Origin of the sequence: Dinghuibacter sp., from assembly GCF_035492835.1 — a bacterium.
GTDB lineage: Bacteria > Bacteroidota > Bacteroidia > Chitinophagales > Chitinophagaceae > Dinghuibacter.
In genome coordinates, this window is the sequence record NZ_DATJIY010000133.1 from 19,315 (window position 1) to 37,780 (window position 18,466).

An 18,466-nucleotide genomic window follows, 5' to 3' on the forward strand; every position below is an offset into this window, starting at 1 on the left:
CCTAGTGTGCCTCCAGCCAGTTGTCGCCATAACCTACTTCTGCAATGACCGGAACGTCGTTGGGCAACGGTAACGCGCCCTGCATACATTCCAGGATGACGGGTTTTATGATGTCTATTTCGCTGCGGGGGGCGTCGAAAACCAATTCGTCGTGCACCTGAAGCAGCATCTTCGACCGGAATCCCGCTTTCTGAAAGGCCTCGTGAACGCGGATCATGGCGAGCTTGATCATGTCCGCCGCGGTGCCCTGTATCGGGGAATTGATGGCGTTGCGCTCGGCAAAACCCCGTACGGAGAAATTGGCGGAATTGATGTCCGGCAACCAACGCTTGCGACCCATGAGCGTTTGGACGTAGCCATGCTCCTTGGCGAAGTTGATGGTGTCGTCCATATACCGCTGGATGCCGGCAAATTGCTTTTTATAGTTGTCGATGATTTCCTTGGCTTCCCCCCGGCTGATCTTGAGGTTGTCGGCGAGCCCAAAGGCGCCCTGGCCGTATATGATACCGAAGTTGACGCTCTTGGCCTTGTAGCGTTCGACCTTTGTCACTTCCTCTTCCGCCTTGTTGTACACCTTGGCGGCGGTGGCGGTGTGGATGTCCTTGCCGGACCGGAAGGCCTCGCACATGGCGGGGTCTCCGCTGACAGCGGCCACGATCCGAAGCTCGATCTGCGAATAGTCCGCGCTGACCAGTACGTGGTCGGCATCGCGGGGGATAAAGGCCTTGCGGATTTCCTTCCCGCGGTCGGTGCGCACGGGGATATTCTGGAGGTTGGGGTTATTCGAGCTAAGCCGGCCCGTCACCGCAACGGCCTGGTTGTAGGAGGTGTGGACGCGTCCGGTTTTGCGGTTGACCAGGGCTGGCAGGGCATCTACATAAGTCGATTTCAGCTTGGTCAGCTCACGGTAGATGAGGATGTCGTCCACGATCTGGTGACCGGCGTGTCTGAGCAGCACTTCTTCGCCGGTGGCGTATTGGCCGGTCCGGGTCTTTTTAGCCTTGGGATCCAGCTGGAGCTTTTCAAAAAGCACCTCCCCCAGCTGTTTGGGCGAAGCCAGGTTGAAGCGTACGCCGGCGTGCTTGTACACCCGCTCTTCCGCTTCCCGGGCTTCCCGGTCGAGCTCCTTGGAATAGTCGTTCAAAAAGTTCTGGTCCACGCGTATGCCCTCGAATTCCATATCGGTGAGGACTTTGACCAGCGGGTTTTCGACCGCGAAAAAGACCTTCTCGACCTCTTTTCCTTTCAACTGGGGAATAAAGACCTGTTTGAGCTGGAGGGTTATGTCCGCGTCTTCGGCCGCGTAGTCCTTGATCTTTTCAAAGGCGACGTCCCGCATGTTCCCCTGGCCCTTCCCCTTCTTGCCGATCAATTCCTCGATGTGGACGGGTTCGTAACTCAGGTACTTGGTGCTGAGGTAGTCCATACTGCGCCGGTTCTCCGCGGGTTCGATGACATAATGCGCGAGCATCGTGTCGAAGGTGTCGCCATCCAGGCGGGCGCCGTACCATTTGAGCATGGTGAGGTCGTACTTCAGGTTCTGGCCCACCCATCGCACGTCTTTTCGCTGGAAGAGCGGACCGAACCGGGCGACCAGGGCTTTTGCCTTGTCCTGGTCCGCGGGGACGGGTATGTACCAGCCGTGACCCGCGGTGACGGCAAAGCTCATCCCTACGAGCTCGGCGTCGTTGGGGTCGGTGCCGGTGGTTTCGGTGTCGAAACAGATCTCCGGTTCGGTTTGGAGCCTTGTCAATAGGGCGTCCAGCTCGTCGGGGGTTTGGACGAGGACGTATTCGTGGGGTGTATTGTGGATATTCCGCTCGGCGACGAGGGTAACGTCTTCGGGGCCTCCCGTCGAGAAATCTTCCACTGCCGGCGGGTCACCCGCGGGTGTTTCATCGCCGAACAGGCTTCCCTGTGCAGTCGGCTGTGCGGCTTTCCGGCCCTTCGCCGCGGGTGCCTGCGGCGTTTCCGAGGGGCCTTCTTCTCCCAGGATGCGTTTGGCCAGCGTTTTGAACTCCAGCTCGTTAAAAATCTCCGTCAGCTCCGGCTTGTTCCACTCTTTCAACCGGAAGTTCTCCTCGTGGAATTCCACGGGGACGTTGGTGATGATGGTGGCCAGCTTCTTTGACATGATGGCGTCTTCGGTGCCGTTGCGGATCTTTTCACCCATGGCGCCCTTTATTTCCCCCGCGTTGGCCAGGACGTTCTCGAGACTACCCCAGTCCTTGAGCAGTTTGGCTGCCGTTTTTTCGCCTACCCCTTTGATGCCGGGGATATTGTCCACGGCGTCGCCCATCAGCCCGAGGATGTCGATCACCTTGTCCACGGAGGGGATGTCCCATTTTTCGCAGACCTCTTTAGGGCCCATGATCTCCTCTTTGTTGCCCATATAGGGGGGCTTATAGATAAACACCTTGTCGGTAACGAGCTGGCCATAGTCCTTATCCGGGGTCACCATATAGACCTCGTACCCCGCGGCCTCGGCCTCCCAGGCGAGCGTCCCGATGACGTCGTCCGCCTCGTAACCGTCCACCTCCACCACCGGGATGTTGAACCCCTGGATGATGCGTTTGATGTCCGGGAGCGCGTCCGTCAGGTCCTCCGGCGCCTCCTGCCGGTTCGCCTTATAGGCCGTGAAGTCGGTATGTCTTTCCGTCGGCGCCTCGGTATCGAAGGCCACCGCCATGTGCGTGGGTTTTTCTTTATTTATCAGGTCGAATAAAGTCGTCGTAAAACCGAACTGGGCATTCGTATTACGTCCCTTCGACGTGAGCCGCGGGTTCCTTATCAGCGCGAAGTAGGCGCGGTAGACGAGGGCCATGGCGTCGAGGAGGAAGAGTTTCTTTGGGGTGGTGTCCATAACCGCGAATTTAGCGTTTTTTTGCCCCGTTATTGCTGCGCCAATATACCTTCGATTGTCTTTTTGAGCGTCGGCAATTTGTTTTCGAAGATGTCCCAAAGGATTTCGTAGTCGACACCGAAATAGTCGTGGATGAGCCGATCTCGTGTACCAGCCATTTTCTTCCATTCGACCTGGGGATGATTCTCCCTGAACGTGCTATCGAGGCGCTTTGAAGCTTCGCCTATGATTTCCAGACTTCGGATGACCGCGCGGGACAATAGCTCGTCCTGGGCAATCTCGGTTTGATTTTTGCCGGAGGTAGCCTTCAAGAGAAAGTTGGTTTCATCCAGGATGTGCCGCAAGAGGTCACTATGGGAGAGGGACATGTTGAACCTCCTTTAGGATGTGCGGACCGATATATTTGCTAAGGGATTGTGGGGTGACGAGGTCTACCTTTCGACCTAACAGATCTTCGAGAAAAAAAGAAAGCTCTATAAAATTATCATAGGTTTTCTTGCCGCTTTCAAAGTCCACGAGAAAATCGACATCGCTTTCGCTGGTAACTTTTGTATCCCTTGCAAAGGAGCCAAACAAGCCCAATTGGCTTACCCCAAACGTCTTGATTTCCGGACTGTGCTCGGAAAGTCGCTGAAGGAGGTCGGTCCTATTGAATATTGTCGGTCCCACGATACAAATATACCTTTTATAATATAAAACGGGCCCCGTTTTGCGAGGCCCGTTCGAGTATGTTTTCCGTAGTCGACTCCTTAGCGGCGGCGTCCGAAAACGCGGAGCAGGGAGAGGAAAAGGTTGATGAAGGTGATGTAGAGGCTCATGGCGCCGTAGATGGCGATCTTGAGGGTGCTGGGGTTGTTCGCGTCGAGCTGGGCGCCGAGATTTTTGAGCATCTGGACTTTGTAGGCGGTGAGGCCGGTAAAGACCAGGACGCCGACGAGGCTGATTACATAATCCAGCATTTGGCTGTGGAGGAAGAAGTTGATGACGATAGCGACGACCATCCCGATGAGGCCCATGATCATGATGCTGCCAAAGGCGGTGAGGTCCTTGGTGGTTGTGTAGCCCATTACCGCCATGACGCCGAACATCGCGGCGGCGGAGAAAAAGCAGGTGTACAGCGAGCCCGCGGTATAGACCAGGAATATGAAGCTAAGGCTCATACCCATGACGATACAGAGAGCCAGGAAAAGGATACCCATGACCGCCGCGGACAGCCGGTTGAAACCGAAGTTCATTACCAGGATGAAGGCGAGGGGCGCAAACATGACGATCATCCCGAGACCGGTCGAACCGCCGGTGACGGGGTTGATGAGCAGTTGCAACAGCCCGATATTATTAGCGAATATGTACGCGACGATGCCGGAAACGACAAGGCCGAGACCCATGAACGTAAATACATTGGCCATAAAGGATTTCGCTATGGCGCCCGTCTCGAACTCATTCAGGTACGTTACTTTCTCCGTGTTGTACTGGTCTTTGGAGAGGTTAATGTTGTTTGCCATTTGTGTAAACTGATTAGACGTGCAATTTACATATATTATGTCGATTTAGGTGTTAAGAAAAATCTTATATTGGAGCATGACAACCATCGCTTTGTATAACCTGAAAGGGGGTGTGGGAAAGACGGCCGGCTGCGTGAATTTCGCCTACCTTTCGGCCCTGGATGGCTATGATACCTTACTTTGGGACCTGGATCCGCAGGGGTCGACGACGTTTTATTACCAGGTCAAACCGAAGCTCAAGGGGGGTATAAAGAATTTCATTACGCAATCGTCCGACGTGGAAGAGGTTGTCATGACCACCGACTATGACCACCTGGACATCATCCCGGCGGACCAGTCGGCCAAGAGCCTGGACATTATGCTCGATGAGATGAGGAATTCCAGGAAGCGGTTGAAACACGTGATCCAGAATTTCAAAAAGGACTACGACTTCATCTTCATGGACTGTCCCCCGGGCCTGTCGGGGTTGGCGGAGAATATCATCCTGGCGGCGGACATCGTATTGATGCCGGTGATTCCGACGACGCTGTCGGTGAGGACATACGAGATGGTAAAGGCCTTTTTCAAGGAAAAGGAGCTCGACCTGGCAAAGCTGACGTGTTTTTTTACCATGGTGGACCTGCGCAAGACCATGCACAACGAGATCATGGAAACCCTGTACAAGGACAAGCACTTTTTTCAGAGCTATATTCCCTATCTCTCGGACGTCGAGAAAATGGGGATTTACCAGGCGCCTGTGGAAGTTTTTGCGCGTTCCAGCTACGCGGCGCAATGTTATAGGGATCTGTGGGCGGAGATCAAGGAAGGCGTGCTCTGAGACCACGGCGAAACGGCGTGTCGGCGCGCCTGGGGCGACATGCCTGGCGCGCAAATTGGTTACTGTATAGGTTATGCCCAAGGTCCTCCGATACGGTTTACGCATCCTGGCCGGCCTGCTGCTCCTCTGGCTGATCCTTCTGGCGGTCGCGTTCCTCTATTATACCACACACAAGCGGGAATTGACCGCGAGGACCAATGACTTCCTGAACGAACGGTTCAAAGGGCAAATCCACATCCGGGACATCAGCCTCAATCTGCTGGCGAGCTTTCCCTATCCTTCCCTCCAGGTCAACGAGGTGACGATCGACGACTCGGTCTATGCGCGCCAGGGACGTCATACCGTCTACCTGGAACGGGTGCGGATCGTACCTTCTTTGCACGGCATCCGGAAGGTCGTCCTCGAGAACGGCTCGTTCTATCTCTACCGGGATACCAGCGGTTACTATAACGGCTACGTCTGGGCAAGCCGGAAGGCGGCCGGGCGGGCTGGCCCTGGCGGGGAGCCCGTATTGCCGGGTCGCGTGGAGGTCAGGGCGGTCGGCTTTGTGCTCGCGGACTCAGTCCGCCATAAGCTGTACAATATCGACGTACACCATTTGTTCCTCGACCGGGTGGAGGATACGATTTGGCGGATGGACCTGCGGGCCCTCGTGCATTCGCTGTCGTTTAAGACATATAAGGGCAGTTTTGTGGGGGAGCAGCTTGTTGATGCGCGAGGGGAAATTGGGTTTTCGGCCCTGTCGAAGAAGTTGGCTTTCAATGGGTTGAATCTTGAGATTGCTTCCCCCGCGGGGCAACCGTATGCCGCCGCGACGAAGGGGCCTTCGGGAGATGGCCGGCAGGCCGTTCGGGCCGACGGGGAATTCCACTTCGACTCGACGCACGTATTCCGCCTGCATTTTGCGGCGCCTTCGCTGGACTTTGCCGCGGGGCGTTCCTGGCTGCCCTGGAAGATCAGCCGGAAGCTGGATTCCCTGAACTTTGAACGACCGCTGGCGGTCGACGCGGCCATCGAAGGCGTGTTGGAAAAAGGCGGCGAGCCCCGCCTCCTGGTCCGCTGGCAAGTCTCGCACAACAAGGTGTCGGGGTATATCGGCAGTATCGAAGACTGTTCTTTCAACGGGTTTTTCAACAACCATATACGGGACAGCCTGCCGCCCGGGGATGATAATTCCGTAGTCCGGGCCGATTCCGTGACGGGGAAATACGAAGGGAGCATCCCTATCCTGAGCCGGCGGATGGAGATCGTCCGGCTGGACTCGGCGGTCCTCGTTTTTGACTTGTCGGTACACAACCCCGTGTCCGATTGGGGGGATTTGATCCAAAGCGAGGACGTTTCGTTCGACAAAGGGCGCGTCGACATGGAAGTCCGCTGCCGGTACCCGTTGTCCGACGACCTGGGGCCGATCCCGGAGGCCAGCGGCGACATCCGGATCAGCGACGCGGAAATTAACTACGAGCCCAGGAACGTCGGTATCACCAACGGTCAGGTACACCTCAGGCTGGACCGCCAGGACCTGGTGCTGGACCGGATCAGCGGTAACATCGGGAAAAGCCCGGTGGTTGTCACCGGAGTTGCCCGGCATTTTATCGCACAGGTGGCGACCGATACGGGTAAGATGGTGCTGGACTGGAAGGTCTATTCGCCCGCGCTGGATGGCACGAGCCTGTTACCGTTCCTTGGCAAGGGCGGCCGCCACGGCGCGCGCAGGGCGTCCGGCGGGCCTGGGCGCCTGCTGGACCGGTTTATCCGGCGATGCCGGATCAATACCGAGCTCCAGGTGGATAAGCTTACCTATAAGCATTTTACGGCCACCGACGTGACGGCCGCGTTACAACTGGACCGGGGTGTGCTGAGCCTGCCGCGGTTGTCGCTCAACACCGCAAAGGGACGCATCGACGTATCGGGGAGCATCCGGCCTAAGGGCGATGACAACGAGGTACGGTTAAAAGCGGTATTCGCCGGGATCGACCTGCCCACGCTGTTTTACGCCTTTGACGACTTCGGGCAGGCGTCGCTGGCGTCCAAAAATATTTCGGGTACCTTCAACGCCCAGGCTGACCTGTCGCTGGCGCTCACCGACAAGGGGCGCAAGGTACCGGGCTCGCTGAACGGATCGCTCCAATTCTCGATCGACAACGGCGCCCTGCTCGATTTTTCACCGCTGACGAAACTGAGCAGCTTCGCGTTCAAGAACCGGGATTTTTCGCACGTATATTTCTCGAAGCTGTTCGATACGTTCCAGTTTTCGAGGGATACGGCGAACTTCGGCCGGATGGAAATACAATCCACGGTACTGGAAATGTTCGTGGCGGGCGCCTATAAGCTGGACGGCACGTATACGAATGCGGACATACAGGTGCCCTTCAACAACCTCAAAAAGCGGAAAGGCCTGCCCGAAAATGTAGGGGTAGACGTCGGGCACGGCCTGAGTATCTACGTACACGCGTTCAACCAGGGGGACGAGCCGCTGCATTATAAGTTCGGGTTGTTCAAGAAGAAGACGCCGGGGGTAAAATAAACCCGGTCATCAAAAAATAACACCACGAACGCCCGTTTTCCCTAGTTTTAATCCATGAGACTACGTATGATTTCCCTGGCGCTGCTCGTGGCCGGCGCCGTACAGTTACTCGTGGCTAACGCCTTGCAGGCGCAGAATATTTCCCTTTTCAGGGCCCGCTGGTTCCCCGATTCGCACCTCCTGTGGACCTGGAACGCAACGGACGGCATGAAGACCATCGACCCCTCGGCGGGGATGAAGCAAAACACCCTGTTTACGGATGCGGACCTGAAGGGTGCGGGGCTGCCTTCCACCTTCGACCAGCTGGTCTGGTCCAACGACAAGACCAAGGTGCTGCTGTTCACGAACACCAAAAGGGTATGGAGGGGACGGACGAGGGGTGATTACTGGATATACGACCTGGGCGCCAAGCAGGGACACCAGTTGGGTAAAGGGCTGCCGGAGTCCTCCCTGATGTTTGCCAAAATCTCCCCCGATGGCTCCAAGGCCGCCTATGTGAGCAAGCACAACATTTATGTCGAAGACATCGCGGGCGGGAAGATCACCCCGCTCACGACCGACGGGACGGATCGCATCATCAACGGCACCTTCGATTGGGTGTACGAAGAGGAGTTGTCCTGCCGGGACGGCTTCCGGTGGAGCCCCGACAGCAAGCACATCGCGTTTTGGCGGCTCGATGCCTCGGACACCCGTTTTTTTGACATGATCGATAACACGGATTCGCTGTATTCCTTCGTGGTGCCCGTGGAATATCCCAAGACGGGAGAAGATCCTTCCGCCGCCAGGATAGGCGTGATTGACGTGGCCGGCGGGGAGATCCGGTGGATGGACCTTCCCGGCGACCAAAAGCAGCACTACCTGCCGCGGATGGACTGGGCGGGCAACAGCAATGAGCTGATCGTCGCCCAGCTGAACCGTCACCAGAGCGAGGTCAATATCTTTTTATGCAACACGGGCGACGGATCCGCGCATAGCATCTATCACGAGGCGTCCGATTCCTGGATCGACGTATCGCCGCCCTTTGACTACGACGTGGCGCCCTGGACATGGGTCGACCAGGGCAAGTCGTTCCTCTGGACCACCGAGAAGGACGGTTGGCGGCACATCTACCGGGTCAGCCGTGACGGGAACAAACAGACCCTGATTACAAAGGGGAATTACGATGCGGACCTGGCGGCCGTGGACGCGGCAGGGAAAGGAACCGTGTATTTTTACGCCACGCCCTACGACGCGACACAATCCTACCTGTACAAAACCGGTTTGTCCGGGGGCGACACCGCCCGGGTGACCCCGGCGGAATACGACGGGACCAACACGTACAATATTTCCCCCGACGGCCGTTATGCGGTGCACATCAACCGGAGCCTGTGGATAGGCGTGAACCTCCGGTTGGTGGAACTGGCCGGTCACAAAAAGCTGTACCCGGCCACGGGCGACGAACGTAAGCCCTTCCATACCGGTTTTACTTATCGCAAGTTCAAGGTCACCACGACGGACAACGTGACTATGGACGGCGTGATGGCAATGCCGGCGGGTTTTGACTCCACTAAGAAATACCCCGTGCTGTTCTACGTATACGGCGAACCGGCCGAGGCCACGGCCAAAGACGAGCCCTTTCAGAACGGCATGCTCAATTCGGCCCTGGGCAAAGGGTACGTCGTCATAACGATGGACAACCGCGGCACGCCGGCGCCCAAGGGAGCGGCCTGGAGACACTCGATCTACCGGAATGTCGGCTTCATCAACGCGCACGACCAGGCGATGGCGGCCCGCCAGGTCATCCAGTGGCCGTTCATCGACTCCACCCGCACGGCCGTGTTCGGTTGGAGCGGCGGCGGTTCCATGACGCTCAACCTGATGTTCCAATACCCCGGGCTGTATAAGACCGGTATCGCGGTTGCCGCCGTCACCAACCTGCGCTTTTACGACAACATCTACGAGGAGCGCTATATGGGTCTGCCGTCGGAGGCCGCCGCGGACTACGCGAAGGGGTCGCCGATCACCTACGCCCGCAATCTGCAGGGGAACCTCCTGTACATCCACGGCACCGGCGACGACAACGTTCACTACCAAAATGCGGAGGCGCTCATCAACGAGCTCGTGAAGTATAATAAGCAGTTTTCCTTTATGGCGTATCCCAACAGGACCCACGGGATATCCGAAGGGGCGGGGACGTCGCAGCACTTGCAGACGCTTTGGCTCAATTACCTGACTTCCCACGTGGAGCCGGGGGCGCGCTAGGAGGACCTCATTTTTTCATCTCCTCCAATTGCTTCTGCAACGCAAACATCTCGTCGCGGAGGCGGGCGGCTTCCATGAAGTCGAGGTCGCGGGCGGCCTTTTCCATGGTCTTTTTGAGCTGGGCGATGCCCTTTTCGACCTGGGGGATGGTGCGGTAGGTTTCCTGTTCTTCGCTGACGGTGATGACGAGATCTTCGGAGGGGGTGAGGGCGTAGGGGTCGCGGGGATCGTAGCCCTTGATGTCGAGGACGGAGGTCTGGGCGAAGACCTGTTCCTTGGACTTGAGGACGGTTTTGGGTTGGATGCCGTGGGCTTCGTTATAGGCCGTTTGTTTTTCGCGGCGCCGGTTGGTTTCGTCTATGGTGCGTTGCATGCTTTCGGTCATGGTGTCGGCATAGAAGATGACCACGCCGTCGGCGTTGCGGGCGGCGCGGCCCGCGGTTTGGGTGAGGGACTTTTCGTTGCGGAGGAAGCCCTCCTTGTCGGCGTCGAGGATGGCGACAAGGGTGACTTCGGGGAGGTCCAGGCCTTCGCGGAGCAGGTTCACACCGACGAGGACGTCGATCTCGCCCAGGCGGAGCTGGCGGAGGATCTCGACGCGGTCGAGGGTGTGGACCTCGCTATGGATGTACTTGGACTTGACGTTGATGCGTTGGAGGTATTTGTCGAGCTCTTCGGCCATCCGCTTGGTGAGCGTGGTGACGAGGATGCGTTCGCGACGCGCGGCGCGTTGGGATATCTCGTGGAGGAGGTCATCGATCTGGCCGTCGCTGGGACGGATTTCGATGGGAGGGTCCAGCAGACCGGTGGGGCGGACGACCTGTTCGACGACGACGCCCCCGGTTTTTTCCAGCTCGTAGTCGCCCGGGGTGGCGGAAACAAAGACGGTCTGGTTGGTCAGCGACTCGAACTCGTGGAAGTTGAGTGGCCGGTTGTCGAGGGCGGAGGGCAGGCGGAAACCATAATCGACGAGGATCAGCTTACGGCTGCGGTCACCCCCATACATCCCGCTGACCTGGGGGATGGTCTGGTGGCTCTCGTCGACCATGAGCAGGAAATCCTTTGGGAAATAGTCCAGGAGACAAAACGGGCGCGTCCCCGGGTTGCGGCGGTCGAAGAACCGGGAATAGTTCTCGATCCCATTGCAGTAGCCCAGCTCCCGGATCATCTCGATGTCGTAGTTGACGCGCTCGCTGACGCGCTGGGCCTCGATGAACCGGCCGTTGCTCTTGAAGTAGTCCACCTGGGCGGCAAGCTCATCCTGCATTTCGTAAAGGATCTGCTGGAGCATGTTCTTGGGCGCGACGTACAGGTTGGCCGGGAAAATGGCGGCGTGCTCCATAGTCCCCACGCGCTTGCCGGTATTGGGGTCGAAGCTCTCGATGGTTTCGATCTCGTCCCCGAAAAACGTGACCCGGTAGGCGTAGTCCACGTAGGGGAGGTTGATGTCGACGGTGTCCCCCTTCACCCGGAAGGTGCCGCGTTTGAAGTCGATCTGGGTGCGGCTATACAGGGCGTTCACGAGGGCGTGGAGAAAGCCCTGTCGGCTGATCACCTGCCCCTGTGCGACCCGGATGATGCCGTTTTCGAATTCGGTGGGGTTACCCATACCGTAGATACAGCTAACGCTGGCGACTACCAGGATGTCCCGCCGCCCGGTGAGGAGGTTGGACGTCGCGCGCAGCCGCAGCTTGTCCAGCTCTTCGTTGATGGCCAGGTCCTTTTCGATATAGGTGTCGCTGACGGGCATATAGGCCTCGGGCTGGTAGTAGTCGTAGTACGAGACAAAGTACTCTATGGCATTATTGGGGAAAAAGGAACGGAACTCGCCGTACAGCTGCGCGACCAGTGTTTTGTTGTGGGTCAGCACCAGCGTGGGACGCTGCAGGTTCTGGACCACGTTGGCCATGGTGAAGGTCTTGCCCGATCCCGTGACGCCCAGCAGGGTCTGGTATTTTTCGCCATTGCGGATACCCTCGGTGAGCTGGCGGATGGCTTCCGGCTGATCGCCGGCGGGAGCATAAGGTGAGACGAGTTCGAAGGGCATGCCTGATAGGTTAAGGCAGCAAATTTACCAAAATATGCCGGGTTTACGGGATGAAGCGCGGGGGGTCACCACGAAACATTGCTTTTTACAATTTTCGCCGGGTTGCCAGCGATGAGTGCGTTTTTTTCGGTGAAAAGGCCCTTGACCACCGAATCGGCGGCGATGACGCAACCGTCCGGGATCGTGGTGCCCTTGTACACGGAGACGTTCGAGCCGATCCAGACCTTGTTGCCGATCCTGATGGCGTGGGAGGGGATTGTCTTTTTGCCTTCGTACCGGAGCTCGTGGAAGTCGTCGTCGAGGAACTGGCAGTTCCAGGAGATGGCGCAGTTTTCGCCGACCTCCATTTCGTGTGCGATGACGACTCGGGTAAACGGGTTGATGAAGGTGCCGTTGCCAATCCTGACGACGCCTTCGTTACCGATGGCCACCCGGCAACCGCGGGCGATCCGGACGGTCCCGGTGATCTCCAGTTTACCCATGAGGTTAAAAACGGTGAAGTCCCTTTTGTGCATAAAGGCCACCGCATCGAAACCGATCCTGAGTTGTCCCTTGGTGGTGAGGTTGTGGAGGTGTTTGATGACGGCCCCCGAGTTGCAAAGGATGTCCTTGCCCTTGAGTTTATAATAAACGTACTTTAACAAAACGAGCAGGAAGTTGGCATGGGCCTGACGGCAAATTGCGTACAACTTGGTAAGATTCTTCAACGGTTAGGTTTTTGCTTGCACGTCAAAGATACCGTAAAAGCGCAAACGGTTGCCTGATATTTGACCGCCTGGTCGCGGGGACAGCGCGGGAGTCTGTATCTTCGGCGGCTATGAAAGTCTGGTTGCTTCTTTTGTTGTTGGGCGCCGCCGGCACGGCGGCAGCGCAGGTTTTGCCGTATGGAGACGGGCACAATGCCTGGAACCCGGATTCGCTGGGAGACATACGGGCGGTGGTGAGCTGTGCGGGCGGCGGGGACGCGGTGCTGGCGCATATTCCGTGGCGGAGGAGGGACGAGCGGCCGGAAATGAAACGGGTGATCGTGCAGGAGGCAGAGACAGGGAGGAAGGTACAGGAAGTATACGTCGGGAACATAACCCGGGAGGCGGGAGATATATATTTTAAAGGGCATTCCGGAAAGTACTATGTGTACTATATGCCATATAGGAACGAGGGCCGCAGCAACTATCCGAAGGGCGTGTACCTCAAGCCGGACAGCAGCGCCTGGCGGCCGGGGGCGAACCCGGTCACGGCTACGGCGGATTCGATCGAATACATTAATGCCTTCAACAGCTTTTACCCGATGGAGGTCATCGCTACGAGGGCGGAGACGGAAGCGGTGGTAAAAGGACACACGGATTTTATCGTTTTTCCGGAGGACAGAAGCTACCCTATCCGTATGGAGCGGGACCTTCCGTATCGCTGGGTGGCGCGCGGTCTGGCCGACACGGTGTCGCTGAGCGATGCAGAAAAGGGGGAAAATTATGCGTTCCAGCTGGGGATATATGCGCTAAAGGAATTGAAGCACGTCCGCGTCGGATTTGCCGATTGGCAAGGGGATTCGGGTCAGGTGATCCCCGGTGGGCGTTTCTTTTGCGTGAATACGCAGGGGATGACTTACGATGCAAAGCCCTTCGAGCCGGTGGTAGACGTGCCGGCGGGGAATGTACAGCCGCTTTGGTGTTCGGTATCGATACCGGGGGATGCGAAGCCGGGGATCTATAAGGGGGTGGTAACGGTCCAGGCGGAGGGCGCGGCGCCGAAAATGATACACCTGGCGGTAACGGTGAGCGATAAGATCGCGGTGAACGGCGGGGTTAACGAACCCGCGAAGATGACCCGGCTGTCCTGGCTGAATTCCACGATGGCCCAGGAGAACACGGTGATTGCGCCGTATACGCCGCTCGAGGTCGTGGGAGATTCGTTGGTGCGGTTGTTAGGCAGGGACATTTCGATTGGGAAAGACGGTTTGCCCGCGCAGATACGGACCTTTTTCACCCCGGAGATGACGTCTATCGGAACGACGCCACATCCGCTGCTGACGGAGCCGATCCACTTCCATTTGAATCCGGCGGCTCAAGGCGAGCTTAAAATGATACCCGGTGGAGCACGGTTTATCGAAACCGAACCGGGTACGGTTACCTGGGTAGCGACGAGCACATCCGCAGCCATGCAGATGGACGTACACGGCAGCCTGGAATTCGACGGCTTCCTGGCGTATACGGTGCGGCTGATCGCCCTCGAGGACATAGACCTGAAGGAAACCCGCTGGCACATGCCGCTTGAGCCGGACGCAGCGAAGTACCTCATCGGTTTGAACCGTAAGGGCGGTTACCGCCCGGATTCGATCGCCTGGAAATGGGACGTCGCCCACAAAAACCAGGACGGCGCCTGGGTGGGGGGCGTGAATGAAGGCGTGCAGTTCTCGCTGCGCGATCAGCACTATATGCGGCCGCTAAACACCAATTTCTATCTGCAAAAACCGCTGGTGCTGCCCGAGTCCTGGGGGAACGGCGGCAAGGGCGGGATCGATATATGGCAAAAGGGGAAGGCCATCCTGGTGAATGCGTACACGGGGCCACGGACGATGCACAAGGGGGATACGCTGTATTATGACTTCAACCTGTTGATCACACCGTTCCATCCGCTGAATACGGATTTCCAGTGGGCCAACCGCTTCTACCACAAATACAACGAGCTCGATTCGATCCATTCGACCGGGGCTACGGTGGTGAATATTCACCACGCGACGCCGATCAACCCCTGGATCAACTATCCGTTTATCGAATGGCGGCGGATGAAGGGGTATATCGATACCGCGCACAGCATGGGGATCAAGGTGAAGATATACAACACCATCCGGGAGTTGTCGGACCACGCTTACGAGCTGCCGGTGCTCCGGAGCTTGGGCCACGAGGTCTATTCGCCGGGGAAAGGCGGGGGCTTTGCCTGGCTGCAGGAGCACGTGGGGGATGACTATATCGCCGCGTGGTTCGTGCCGGAAATCAAGGACGCCGCCATCATCAACAGCGGTATGAACCGCTGGCACAATTACTATGTGGAAGGGATGAACTGGCTGGTTCAACATGTGGGTATCGACGGAATCTACCTGGATGACGTGGCCTTCGACAGGGTGACGATGAAACGGATCAAACGCGTGCTGACGCAGGACGGGCGACCGGGGATCATCGACCTGCATTCGGCCAACCAGTACGACGCCGCCGACGGATGGAACAACAGCGCCAACCTGTATATGGAACACTTTCCTTACCTGAACCGGCTGTGGTTCGGGGAGTACTTCGATTATGAGCACAACAGCCCTGACTTTTTCTTAACGGAAGTCAGCGGCATACCATTCGGTCTCATGGGAGAAATGCTCCAGGGGGGCGGTAATCCCTGGAGAGGCATGGTTTATGGGATGACCAACCGGCTGGGTTGGACGTCGGTGAACGACCCGCGACCGCTTTGGGGGATATGGGATGCCTTTGGCATGAAGGGGTCGGAAATGATAGGCTATTGGAGCGGGCATTGCCCGGTCTCCACAGGGCGCGAGGATGTGCTGGCGACGGTGTTTAAGAAGCCGGGGAAGACACTGGTGGCGCTGGCCAGCTGGGCGACCGCGGATACCGCGGTGATGCTGAACATCGACTGGAGGGCGCTGGGGATCAATGTCAAAAAGGCGCGGTTGCTGGCGCCTGCGATCACGGGCTTCCAGGTAGGACGGGAGTTTAAACCGGGGCGAGCCATACCGGTGGCCAAAGACAAAGGGTTGTTGTTGATCATCGATGAATCGAAGGACGACTAGGCGGTGCGGAAGCGTACCCAGAGGTGCCCATCCAGCAGCTGGTTGTTTTTGAATACCGATTGGTGCAGAACGGCTTCCTGGTGGAAGCCGTTCTTGCGTAAAACGGCCATGGACGCCAGGTTGTGGGCGAAGACCTCGGCAAAAAGCCGATGGCAGTCGGTGGTCGCGAAGACGTGGTCCACCATCTGCCGGACGGCTTCCGTGGCGTAGCCGCGGCCCCAGTATTCCTCACCGAGATAGTAGCCGATCTCTACGTTACGTTTGTAGATGTCCTGCTGGGGGACCATACCGATCCCCCCGATCATTTCGCCATCGAGGTCGATGCAGAAATTCCGTTGCGGCTGCTGCTGCAGGTTGAAGCGCACCCATTCTTCCGCGTCTTTTGTACGGTAGGGCCGGGGCATTTGATCCCGGAGGTTGTTCCAGATGTGGATGTTGTTGCAGATGTGGACGAGCCGGGGGACATCCCTCCATTGCCAGGACCTGAGGTGGATCGCCATGCCCTTAAGGTAAGCCTATTTCCGTGACCTGGGTTGCCAGTAGGGGTCGAATTTTTTTGCCTGTAACAGGTTACCCACGTCGTAGTTGACCAGCTTGTCGTCGTGCTCGTCGCTGCGGTAGTTGTCGATGATTAGGCAGAAAGCTACCAGCACGGCGGCGTCCGCGTCGTCGTCGGCCGTAATGACGTAGTGGTCGCCCGCCAGCACGGAAACCGCGTCCTTGTCCCACCAGGCCACCTGGCGGTCGTTGCAGAATATGGAATATTTCCGGCCGCGGTGGGCGTAAACTTCATAGTGATCGGCGCCGATGTCGCACAGATATACGTGTTTCCAGAAATTCCGGGTTGTGAAGCGATACGCATCGCCGCCCACGAAAATGTCATAGCTCGGCTTGAAAAACGACAGTCGCTTTTTGATGGTCAGCCTCGGTTCGCCCTCGTCCCGGTAGAACAGATCGACTTCCGCGAAGATGCGCCAGAGCTTGCGCGCGGCGCGATATACCTCCTGACCGTTGACGGAAATACGGTATTTGTCGGCGATCGCGATCTTTTGCTGGTTAATGTCGATGATCATATCTTTCGTTGTAGGTAGGTGCTGTAATCGGGGATAATGGTTTCGTAGTCCTGGTTCATCAGCGGTGACGTAAAAATAAAATCGGCGGTGGCCCGGTCGGTGGCCATGGGGATGTTCCAGGCGCAGCCGATGCGCAACAGGGCTTTGACGTCGCTATCGTGGGGTTGGGTTTCCATCGGGTCCCAGAAAAAAATCAGTAAATCGATTTCTCCATCGGCAATCATCGCGCCGATCTGCTGGTCGCCCCCCAGGGGTCCGCTGAGCAGCTTGCGGATGGGCCGGTCGAGGCGCTCCTCCAGCAGCTTCCCCGTGGTGCCGGTCGCATAGAGCTCGTGCCGCGAGAGCGCGGCTTGGTTGAACAGCGCCCAGTCGATCAGGTCCTTTTTCTTATTGTCATGCGCCACGAGGGCAATGCGTTTCCTGTTCCTGATGACGCGGCTTTGATACATGCGGGGGCGTTTAGTTTTGGCGAAAGATAGGGCAAAAATGCGCTATCCGAGCAACGTGTAACTGGTGCTCCGTCCGCCGGCCGGTTTTTTGATCAATATGCCCTTTTGGAGCAGGTCGTTTATATCCCTGACCGCGGTATCCGACGAGGAACGGGTGTGCCGCGCCCAGTATGAAGAGGTGACCTTACCACCGGGCTCTTCCAGGAGGTGCAGGAGCATTTTTTTCTGGCGGTCGTTCAGGGACATCCCGGAGGTCCGTTCCCAGAACTTCGCCCTTTCCACGATGTCGTTGAGCAGGGTTTCGGTTTCGGTCAGGGTCCTGTCCAGACATTGCAGGAACCATTCGAGCCATTCGGTGATGTCGAGTGAGCCGGACTGTGTTTTTTCGAGCATATCGTGGTAGGCCCCGCGCTCCCGGGCAAGCTGGGCGGACAGGCTGTAAAAACGCTGGGCACTGTCATCGGCCCTCGCCAGCTGGAGGGCGGTGATTGTCCGGGCGATGCGGCCGTTGCCATCCTCGAAGGGCTGCACGGTCAGGAACCAAAGGTGCGCAATACCCGCGGCCAGTAACGGATCGAGGTTTTCCGCGGTGGCGAACCAGTCCAGGAAGGTCTTCATTTCCCGTTTGAGCATATAGGAGTGCGGCGCCTGATAACGCACCGTCTGACGGGCGACAACCTGGAGGGGTTGTATCACGAGGTTTTCCCGCCACGCGCCCCCTTTTTTCGGGAATAAGGCGCGATGCCACGCGTACAGGCGTTCTTCGGTCAGTGGCGTCTTATAGTGTTGTGTGGCGTCGAGCATCATACCCACCATGCGTTCCGCCGCTTCGCCGACGGGCGCGGGGTCCTCGATGACGATACCCAGGTGCCGGGCGACGGCTGTCCTGACCTCGGCGTATTGAGCCGGGTCGTCTTCCAGTTCGCAGGCATACAGGACCTCGAGCGTCAGCATCCGGAGGATCGCCTCCGCTTGAAGTCGCGGGTCGAGCGACTCCATGCGGCCCAACAGACGGCCTTGATGATGACTTACCTTTGTAGAGCGTTTTGACAAGCGTTCGTGGTTCCAGGTAAAGCGGGGCCAATCTATACGCTGGTAGATATATACGGCCATTTTCTCAGAGCGTTTTCACGAATATACGCTTATTTTCAATTAGTTAG

At 57.6% G+C, this 18,466-nt stretch carries 14 protein-coding genes; 4 read left to right on the forward strand and 10 right to left on the reverse strand.

The annotated features are described in order from the left end of the window. Position 1: 1 nt before the first annotated feature. The 4 genes from polA to VL547_RS12405 form a co-directional block, all read right to left on the reverse strand. The gene (gene polA, locus VL547_RS12395; protein WP_325578165.1) at positions 2-2,863 is read right to left on the reverse strand and encodes a DNA polymerase I; all 2,862 of its coding nucleotides are present in this window, start codon (positions 2,861-2,863) and stop codon (positions 2-4) included. Between the two features lie 29 nt (positions 2,864-2,892). Continuing rightward, positions 2,893-3,231 (reverse strand): DUF86 domain-containing protein, encoded by a 339-nt coding sequence (locus VL547_RS12400; RefSeq protein ID WP_325578167.1) that lies wholly within the window; start codon positions 3,229-3,231, stop codon positions 2,893-2,895. After that, entirely contained in the window at positions 3,215-3,532 is a 318-nt protein-coding gene (locus tag VL547_RS24135) for a nucleotidyltransferase family protein (protein ID WP_414648336.1), read from the reverse strand. The genes VL547_RS12400 and VL547_RS24135 overlap by 17 nt, the downstream gene beginning before the upstream one ends. An 80-nt stretch (positions 3,533-3,612) precedes the next feature. After that, positions 3,613-4,365 (reverse strand): Bax inhibitor-1/YccA family protein, encoded by a 753-nt coding sequence (locus VL547_RS12405; RefSeq protein WP_325578169.1) that lies wholly within the window; start codon positions 4,363-4,365, stop codon positions 3,613-3,615. 76 nt (positions 4,366-4,441) lie between these two features. Between VL547_RS12405 and VL547_RS12410 the strand changes: the two genes are divergently transcribed. The 3 genes from VL547_RS12410 to VL547_RS12420 all read left to right on the forward strand — a co-directional run bounded on the left by VL547_RS12410 (position 4,442) and on the right by VL547_RS12420 (position 9,947). Beyond that, complete coding sequence (locus VL547_RS12410; protein ID WP_325578171.1) at positions 4,442-5,182, forward strand: ParA family protein; 741 nt, start codon at positions 4,442-4,444, stop codon at positions 5,180-5,182. A gap of 73 nt (positions 5,183-5,255) precedes the next feature. After that, positions 5,256-7,706, forward strand: a complete 2,451-nt coding sequence (locus VL547_RS12415) for an AsmA family protein (protein WP_325578173.1) — start codon at positions 5,256-5,258, stop codon at positions 7,704-7,706. Between the two features lie 54 nt (positions 7,707-7,760). Next, a complete protein-coding gene (locus VL547_RS12420; protein WP_325578175.1) occupies positions 7,761-9,947 on the forward strand; it encodes a S9 family peptidase in 2,187 nt (728 codons plus the stop codon). A 7-nt stretch (positions 9,948-9,954) separates the two neighbouring features. Here VL547_RS12420 and uvrB read toward each other — a convergent pair whose 3' ends face one another. Beyond that, positions 9,955-11,994 carry an excinuclease ABC subunit UvrB gene (gene uvrB, locus VL547_RS12425; RefSeq protein WP_325578177.1) on the reverse strand — a complete coding sequence of 680 codons (2,040 nt, stop codon included), beginning with the start codon at positions 11,992-11,994 and terminating at the stop codon, positions 9,955-9,957. A 65-nt stretch (positions 11,995-12,059) separates the two neighbouring features. Further along, complete coding sequence (locus tag VL547_RS12430) at positions 12,060-12,683, reverse strand: acyltransferase (protein WP_325578179.1); 624 nt, start codon at positions 12,681-12,683, stop codon at positions 12,060-12,062. A gap of 128 nt (positions 12,684-12,811) precedes the next feature. Here VL547_RS12430 and VL547_RS12435 point away from each other — a divergent pair, with 128 nt between their 5' ends. Continuing rightward, on the forward strand, positions 12,812-15,784 hold the full coding sequence (locus VL547_RS12435) for a glycoside hydrolase domain-containing protein (RefSeq protein ID WP_325578181.1): 2,973 nt from the start codon (positions 12,812-12,814) through the stop codon (positions 15,782-15,784). Here the strand turns inward: VL547_RS12435 and VL547_RS12440 are convergent. The 4 genes from VL547_RS12440 to VL547_RS12455 are packed head-to-tail and all read right to left on the reverse strand — an operon-like array spanning position 15,781 to position 18,419. Further along, a complete protein-coding gene (locus tag VL547_RS12440; protein ID WP_325578183.1) occupies positions 15,781-16,284 on the reverse strand; it encodes a GNAT family N-acetyltransferase in 504 nt (167 codons plus the stop codon). The two genes, VL547_RS12435 and VL547_RS12440, sit on opposite strands and share 4 nt — an antisense overlap. Before the next feature lie 15 nt (positions 16,285-16,299). After that, complete coding sequence (locus VL547_RS12445; protein ID WP_325578185.1) at positions 16,300-16,857, reverse strand: hypothetical protein; 558 nt, start codon at positions 16,855-16,857, stop codon at positions 16,300-16,302. Beyond that, positions 16,854-17,306, reverse strand: a complete 453-nt coding sequence (locus VL547_RS12450; protein ID WP_325578187.1) for a methylglyoxal synthase — start codon at positions 17,304-17,306, stop codon at positions 16,854-16,856. The genes VL547_RS12445 and VL547_RS12450 overlap by 4 nt, the downstream gene beginning before the upstream one ends. Positions 17,307-17,348: 42 nt before the next feature. Next, entirely contained in the window at positions 17,349-18,419 is a 1,071-nt protein-coding gene (locus VL547_RS12455; RefSeq protein WP_325578189.1) for a Fic family protein, read from the reverse strand. Positions 18,420-18,466: the final 47 nt, after the last annotated feature.